This window comes from Streptomyces sp. URMC 129, assembly GCF_051386415.1.
In the GTDB taxonomy this organism is placed as follows: domain Bacteria; phylum Actinomycetota; class Actinomycetes; order Streptomycetales; family Streptomycetaceae; genus Streptomyces.
This window is the reverse complement of record NZ_JBPQTQ010000197.1, coordinates 1-7,499: the sequence shown is the minus strand read 5'-3', so window position 1 is coordinate 7,499 and position 7,499 is coordinate 1. Positions and strand designations below refer to the sequence as shown.

5 protein-coding genes and 1 pseudogene are annotated in these 7,499 nt (G+C 73.6%); 4 read left to right on the top strand and 2 right to left on the bottom strand.

What is annotated here, in order from left to right; genetic code table 11:
* Nucleotides 1–214, bottom strand: a pseudogene (locus tag ACSNOC_RS26330) (serine/threonine protein phosphatase); the annotation flags it as partial.
* A gap of 131 nt (nt 215–345) precedes the next feature.
* Nucleotides 346–1,470, bottom strand: a complete 1,125-nt coding sequence (locus ACSNOC_RS26325; protein WP_436750073.1) for a LacI family DNA-binding transcriptional regulator — start codon at nt 1,468–1,470, stop codon at nt 346–348.
* A 316-nt stretch (nt 1,471–1,786) separates the two neighbouring features.
* Here ACSNOC_RS26325 and hisC point away from each other — a divergent pair, with 316 nt between their 5' ends.
* From hisC to cydD, 4 genes are all read left to right on the top strand, one after another.
* Entirely contained in the window at nt 1,787–2,929 is a 1,143-nt protein-coding gene (hisC, locus tag ACSNOC_RS26320) for a histidinol-phosphate transaminase (protein ID WP_436750072.1), read from the top strand.
* 140 nt (nt 2,930–3,069) lie between these two features.
* Nucleotides 3,070–4,593, top strand: coding sequence for a cytochrome ubiquinol oxidase subunit I (locus ACSNOC_RS26315; protein WP_436750071.1), 1,524 nt, complete (start codon nt 3,070–3,072; stop codon nt 4,591–4,593).
* Between the two features lie 19 nt (nt 4,594–4,612).
* Complete coding sequence (cydB, locus tag ACSNOC_RS26310) at nt 4,613–5,608, top strand: cytochrome d ubiquinol oxidase subunit II (protein WP_436750070.1); 996 nt, start codon at nt 4,613–4,615, stop codon at nt 5,606–5,608.
* Nucleotides 5,605–7,499: thiol reductant ABC exporter subunit CydD (gene cydD / locus ACSNOC_RS26305; protein ID WP_436750069.1), on the top strand; the 1,895-nt coding region annotated here is incomplete at its 3' end. The genes cydB and cydD, both read left to right, overlap by 4 nt.

Below are 7,499 nucleotides of genomic sequence, written 5' to 3'. Positions count from 1 at the left end.
CGGCGGGGACGGGGGGCGGGACGGCCGGCATCGGCAGGTCGGGCAGCGTCGGGGAGTAGACGTCCGGCGCGGGCGACGCGGGCGGCACGTGAGGTGCCTGCGGCACCTGCTGGGGTGCCTGTGGCACCGGCACGGCCTGCTGCGCGTGCGGAGCGGGCACGCCCGGCTGCGCGCCGTGCCATACGTCCGGTCCCTGACCGGCCCCCTGAGTCATCGACCCCTCCACCACTACGCGCGCCTGAAAGCTCTGCGACCTGTCAGACCGGCCTGGTCGCCGTGCCATTCGCCCATCATAGGAATCCCGGTGCCCGGTTGTGAGGCACCCGGGGGCTGACTTTCCCGAAACTACTGGTCAGCGGGGGGCGGTGTGCGCGGAGCCGACACGGTGGCGTGCGCCGTCAGGTGCGGCGGGCGGTGGGAGGAGGCGCGGACGATCAGCTCGGTGGGCATCACCTGCTGGCCCTGGGGCCGGCCGCCGGGACTCTCGATGGCGTCGATGAGGAGCTGGATCACGGTGGTGCCGATGCGGCCCGGTTTGAGGGAGAGCGTGGTGATCGGCGGCTCGGTGGTGGCGTAGACGCTGGACTCGCTGCAGCAGACGACGAGCAGGTCGTCGGGGACGCGCAGGCCGTACCGGCGGGCGGCGGCCAGCAGGTCGGTGCCGTTGGGGTCGAACAGGCCGTAGACCGCGTCGGGCCGGTCGGGGCGGGCCAGCAGCCGGTCGGCGGCGACGGCGCTGGCGCAGGGGTCGTGCGCGGGGTACGCCTCGTAGACCGGGTCCTGTCCGGCGCGCTCGCACCAGTTGAGGTAGGCGGTGGTGGACAGGCGCGTGTACGTGTCCGTGCTGGTGCCGGTGAGCAGGCCGATGCGGCGGGCGCCGGCGGCGGCGAGGTGGTCGAGCAGGCCGGTGACGGCGGCCTCGTGGTCGTTGTCCACCCAGGCCGTCACGGGCAGGTTGCCGCCCGGCCGTCCGTCGGAGACCACGGGGATGCCCTGGCGGACCAGCTCGGTGACGACCGGGTCGTTGTCGGCGGGGTCGATGACGACGGTGCCGTCGAGGGCGACGTTGGACCAGACGTCGAAGTCGCGGTGCTGGGAGGCGGCGGGGAGGATGACGAGCGCGTAGCCGCGGGCCAGGGCGGCGGAGGTCGCGGCGCGGGCCATCTCCGCGAAGTAGGCGAACTCGGTGAAGGTGAACGGTTCCTCGCCGTACGTCGTGACCGTCAGGCCGATCAGCCCCGACTTGCCGGTGCGCAGGGTTCTGGCGGCGGCGGAGGGGCGGTAGCCCAGGCGGTCGGCGACGGTGCGGACGTGGCGGCGGGTGGCTTCGGGCAGCCGCCCCTTGCCGTTGAGCGCGTCGGAGACAGTCGTGATCGAGACACCGGCGGCCGCGGCGACATCCCGGATGCCGGCGCGTCCGCTTGTTCGGCGACCGGAGGTCCGGGTCACCTGATGCTTCGCTGCTGTCATGGCGACCTGATCGTAGGCCCGGCCGCGCCGGGCTACGGCGGCTTCCGGACGCGCGCGTGACAGTACGTTTTTGCACGGCGGAGGCGGGTGTGGACCTTGGAAGGGAAGGTGATTGGGGTCGTGAACCTGTCACGGAAGGAATGAACGAGCGCTCGCCCCGCATGGCCGCGCCGCTTTCAACGGGCGTCGCCTCACTCCCACGGGGGTAGCGCGCCACCGCGCACGCCACAGGCGCACGGCCGCTGTCGCGCGCCGGTCGGCCTCGCGGACACGCCCGGCCGGGGCGCGGCTTCCCGGTTGCTCTTAGGGTGTGCGAATGGCCGCATCTTCTCAGCACCCCGTCCCCGCCCAGGCCACCGCCCCGGCCGGTGGTCCCGCCGGTGACTCCACCGGTGGCCCCCGTCTGCGCGCCGCGCTCGACGGCATCCCCGCCTACGCACCGGGCCGCCCGGCCGGCGAGGGTCCGGTCTCCTACAAGCTGTCGTCGAACGAGAACCCCTACCCGCCGCTGCCCGGCGTCCTGGAGTCGGCCCTCGCCGCCGCGCGCTCGTTCAACCGCTACCCGGACATGGCCTGTTCCGGTCTGCTGAGCGCGCTCGCGGAGCACTTCCGGGTGCCGGTGAGCCACCTGGCGGTCGGCACCGGCTCGGTCGGGGTCGCCCAGCAGGTGGTCCAGTCGACGGCCGGGCCGGGCGACGAGGTGATCTTCGCCTGGCGGTCGTTCGAGGCGTACCCGATCATCACCCAGGTCTCCGGCGCGGCGGCTGTGCGGGTGCCGCTGACGGCCGGCGAGGAGCACGACCTGGCGGCGATGGCGGCGGCGGTGACCGCGCGGACCCGGCTGATCTTCGTGTGCAACCCCAACAACCCCACGGGCGTGGCGATCCGCCGGGCCGAGCTGGAGGAGTTCCTCGACCGGGTGCCCTCCGACGTGCTGGTGGTGCTGGACGAGGCGTACCGGGAGTTCGTGCGCGACGCGGACGTGCCCGACGGACTCGACCTGTACCGGGAGCGGCCCAACGTGTGCGTGCTGCGTACGTTCTCCAAGGCGTACGGCCTGGCCGGGCTGCGCGTCGGCTTCGCCGTGGCGCACGAGCCGGTGGCCGCCGCGCTGCGCAAGACGGCGGTGCCGTTCGGGGTGAGCCAGATCGCGCAGGACGCGGCCGTCGCGTCGCTCGGCGCCGGGGCCGCGCTGCGGGAGCGGGTGGACGCGCTGGTGGCGGAGCGGGCGCGGGTGACGGCCGGGCTGGCGGAGCAGGGCTGGACGGTGCCGGACTCGCAGGCGAACTTCGTGTGGCTGCGGCTGGGGGAGGAGGCGGCGGCGTTCGCGGCGGCGTGCGAGCGGGCGGGCGTGACGGTCCGGCCGTTCGCGGGGGAGGGCGTCCGGATCACGGTCGGGGAACCGGCGGCCAACGATGTCCTGCTGCGCACGGCGGGCGCCTTCCGCACGGGCCGATAGGGGCCGACGGCCGGGCCGACCGGTCCCCGGACGTGGCCCACCCCGCCTATGAGGTGGGCCGACGGGTGGGTCATAATGGCTTGTGAATGTGAATACGTTCACAAGCTCGCCCGGCCCACCCACGGAGGAGAGAAAGAACCGTGGACCTCGCGCTCGCACCGGAAACCCTGGCGCGGTGGCAGTTCGGCATCACGACCGTCTACCACTTCCTCTTCGTCCCGCTGACGATATCCCTGGCCTCCCTGACCGCCGGTCTCCAGACGGCGTGGGTCCGCACCAGGAACGAGAAGTACCTGAAGGCCACCAAGTTCTGGGGCAAGCTCTTCCTGATCAACATCGCGATGGGGGTGGTCACCGGCATCGTCCAGGAGTTCCAGTTCGGGATGAACTGGTCGGACTACTCGCGCTTCGTCGGTGACGTCTTCGGCGCTCCCCTGGCCTTCGAGGCCCTGATCGCCTTCTTCTTCGAGTCCACCTTCATCGGCCTGTGGATCTTCGGCTGGGACAAGCTGCCGCCCCGGCTCCACCTGGCCACCATCTGGACCGTCGCCGCCGGCACCGTGCTGTCGGCCTACTTCATCCTCGCCGCCAACTCCTGGATGCAGCACCCCGTCGGGTACCGCATCAACGAGGAGACCGGCCGCGCCGAGCTGACCGACATCCTCCAAGTCCTGACGCAGAACACGGCCGTCGCCCAGTTCGCCCACACCATCACCGCGGCCTTCCTCACCGGCGGCGCGTTCATGGCCGGCGTCGCCGCCTACCACCTGCTGCGCCGCCGCCACGTCGCCGTCATGCGGACCTCGCTGCGGGTCGGCCTGATCACGATGGTCGTCGCCGGGCTGCTCACCGCGTTCTCCGGCGACCGGCTCGGCAAGATCATGTACGAGCAGCAGCCCATGAAGATGGCCTCCGCGGAGGCGCTGTGGGAGACCGAGGCGCCCGCGCCGTTCTCCCTCTTCGCGGTCGGCGACGTCGAGCAGGGCCACAACACGGTAGCCGTCGAGGTCCCCGGCCTGCTCTCCTTCCTCGCCCACGACAACTTCACCGAGGCCGTGCCCGGGATCAACGACATCAACGAGGCGCTGCAAGAGCAGTACGGCCCCGGCGACTACCGGCCCAACATCCCGCTCGCCTACTGGAGCTTCCGCTGGATGATCGGCTTCGGCATGGCGTCCGCCACCCTCGGCGCGGCCGGGCTGTGGCTGACCCGGCGCCGCCTGTGGCTCGCCCCCGCCCTGCGCACCGGCCCCGGCGAACGGCCCCGGCTCGCCCTCACCCGCGACCGCGAGCTGGGCCCGTTCCTGACCACCTGGTTCTGGCGGACCGCGCTGCTGACCATGCTCTTCCCGCTCGTCGCCAACGCCTGGGGCTGGATCTTCACCGAGACCGGCCGCCAGCCCTGGGTCGTCTACGGCCTGCTGCGCACCGAGGCGGCCGTCTCCCCCGGCGTCTCGCAGGGCGAACTCCTCACCTCGCTGGCCGTCTTCACCCTGCTGTACGGCGCCCTCGCCGTGGTCGAAGTGCGGCTGATGATCACGTACATCAAGGCCGGGCCGCCCGAGCTGACCGCCTCCGACCTCAACCCGCCCACCCGCATCGGCGGCGACCCGGGCGGCGGCTCCGGGGCGGAGTCCGACCGGCCGATGGCCTTCTCCTACTGAGCCGCGAACGGAGCGAGCGATGCATCTCCCCGACCTCTGGTTCCTCATCATCGCGGTGCTGTGGACCGGCTACTTCTTCCTGGAGGGCTTCGACTTCGGCGTCGGCGTCCTGACCGGCACCCTCACCCGCGACCGCGCCGAGCGCCGGGTCCTGATCAACACCATCGGCCCGGTCTGGGACGGCAACGAGGTGTGGCTGCTCACCGCCGCCGGCGGCACGTTCGCCGCCTTCCCCGACTGGTACGCCACCCTCTTCTCCGGCTTCTACCTGCCGCTGCTGCTCATCCTCGTCTGCCTGATCGTGCGCGGTGTCGCGTTCGAGTACCGGGCCAAGCGGCGGGAGGAGCGCTGGCAGCGGAACTGGGAGCACGCCATCTTCTGGTGCTCGGCGCTCCTGGCGTTCCTGTGGGGCGTGACCTTCGCCAACATCGTGCGGGGCGTCCCCATCGGCGCGGACCGGGAGTACGCGGGCGGGCTGCTCGACCTGTTCGGCCCGTACGCGCTGCTCGGTGGCGTGGTCACGCTGGTGCTGTTCACCTTCCACGGCGCGGTGTTCACGGCGCTGAAGACCGTCGGCGACATCCGGCTCCGGGCCCGCCGGGCGGCGGGCGGCCTGGGCGTGGCGGCCGGTGCGCTGGGCGGCGCGTTCCTGCTGTGGACGCAGGCCGACAGCGGCAACGGGCGCAGCGCCGTCGCCCTGGCCGCCGCCGTCGCGGCCCTGCTGGGCGCGCTCGCCGCGAACGCGCGCGGGCGCGAGGGCTGGGCGTTCGCCCTGTCCGGCGTGACGGTTGCGGCCGTCGTCGCGACGCTCTTCCTGGCGCTGTTCCCGGACGTGATGCCGTCCTCGCTGGCCGCCGAGTGGAGCCTGACCGTCGACAACGCCGCCTCCACCCCGTACACGCTGCGCATCCTGACCTGGTGCGCCCTGGTCGCCACGCCGCTGGTGCTGCTGTACCAGGGCTGGACGTACTGGGTGTTCCGCAAGCGCATCGGCACCCAGCACCTCGCGTCATGAAGCCGGTCAGGAGCAGAGGGGCGGTCGATCCGCGGCTGCTGCGCCACGCCAGGGCCACGCGCGGCTTCCTGGCCGCCACCGTGGCCCTGGGCCTGGCCGACGCCGGCCTGGTCATCGCCCAGGCGGTGCTGATCGCCACGGCCGTCACCGAGGTCTCGCTCGCACCGCTGCCCGCGCTCGCCGCCACGGCGGCGGGCCGGGGGCTGGTGGCCTACCTCACCCAACTGGCCGCCCACCGGACGAGTGCCGCCGTCACCTCGGAGCTGCGGCTGCGGCTCCTCGGCCACGCCACCGCCCGGCTCGGCCCGGCGTGGCTCGCCGGGCGCTCGACCGGCGAGCTGACGACCCTGGCCACGCGGGGGGTGGACGCGCTGGAGGGGTACTTCGCGCGTTACCTGCCACAGTTGGGCCTGGCCGCCGTGGTGCCGGTCGCCGTGCTGGCCCGGATCGTCACCGACGACTGGATCGCCGCCGCCACCATCGCCGTCACGCTGCCGCTGATCCCGCTGTTCATGGCGCTGATCGGCTGGGCCACGCAGTCCCACATGGACCGGCAGTGGCGGCGGCTCGCCCGGCTCTCCGGGCACTTCCTCGACGTGGTGTCCGGGCTGGCCACGCTGAAGGTCTTCGGCCGCGCCAAGGCCCAGGCGGAGAACATCCGCGCCATCACCGACGACCACCGCCGCGGCACGCTCCGCACCCTGCGGATCGCGTTCCTGTCGTCGTTCGCGCTGGAGCTGCTGGCCACGATCTCGGTGGCGCTGGTCGCGGTCGGCATCGGCATGCGGCTGGTCCACGGCGACCTCGACCTGTACACGGGCCTGGTCGTCCTGATCCTGGCACCCGAGGCGTATCTGCCGCTGCGGCAGGTCGGCGCGCAGTTCCACGCGGCGCAGGAGGGCCTGTCGGCGGCGGAGGAGGTGTTCGCCGTCCTGGAGACCGAGCCCCCGGCGGCGGGCACAGCCCCGGTCCCGGCCGCCCCGGCGCTCACCCTCGACCGGGTGACCGTCCACCACCCGGACCGCGCGGCCCCGGCCCTGGCCGAGTCCAGCCTGACCGTGGCCCCCGGCGAGACGGTCGCCCTGACCGGCCCCTCGGGCGGCGGCAAGTCCACGCTGCTCGCGGTGGTGCTCGGCCTGGTCCGCCCCACGTCGGGCCGCGTCCTGGTCGGCGGCCGGGACCTGACGACCCTGGACCCGGCCGACTGGCACCGCCTGATCGCCTGGGTCCCGCAGCGCCCGCACCTCTTCGCGGGCACCATCGCCGACAACGTCCGCCTGGCCCGCCCCGACGCCGACGACGCGGCGGTCACCCGCGCGCTGCGGGACGCGGCGGCGGCCGACCTCGACCCGGCCCGGGTCCTGGGCGAGGGCGGCACGGGCCTGTCGGCGGGCCAGCGCCAGCGCGTGGCCCTGGCCCGCGCCTTCCTGGCCGACCGCCCGATCGTCCTCCTGGACGAACCGACGGCGGCCCTCGACGGCGCCACGGAGGCGGAGGTGACTGCGGCGATCCACCGCCTGACCACGGCCCGCACGGTCCTCCTGGTCACCCACCGCCCGGCGCTGCTGGCGACGGCGGACCGGATGTTTCACGTGGAACCACGCCCCACCCCCGGCCCGGCCGCCCACGCCGCACCCGAGCCGGAGCACCAGGCCGGGGCGAGCCCGGCGGAGACCGCGGGCGACCACACGGGCCGGGTCCACGGTCCGCCGGGCGGGGAAGACCCCGAGGACACCGGCCGGACAGCTGGTGCTCACGGCCCGCACCCGGCGACCGCGTTGGGCCGGACGGCCGACGGCCACGTCACCGCACGGGTGACCCCGGCCGGACCCCTGGGCGAGCGCGCGGGGCGTGAGACCGGTTCGCGGGGGGATGCCCTGGGGTGGGTGCG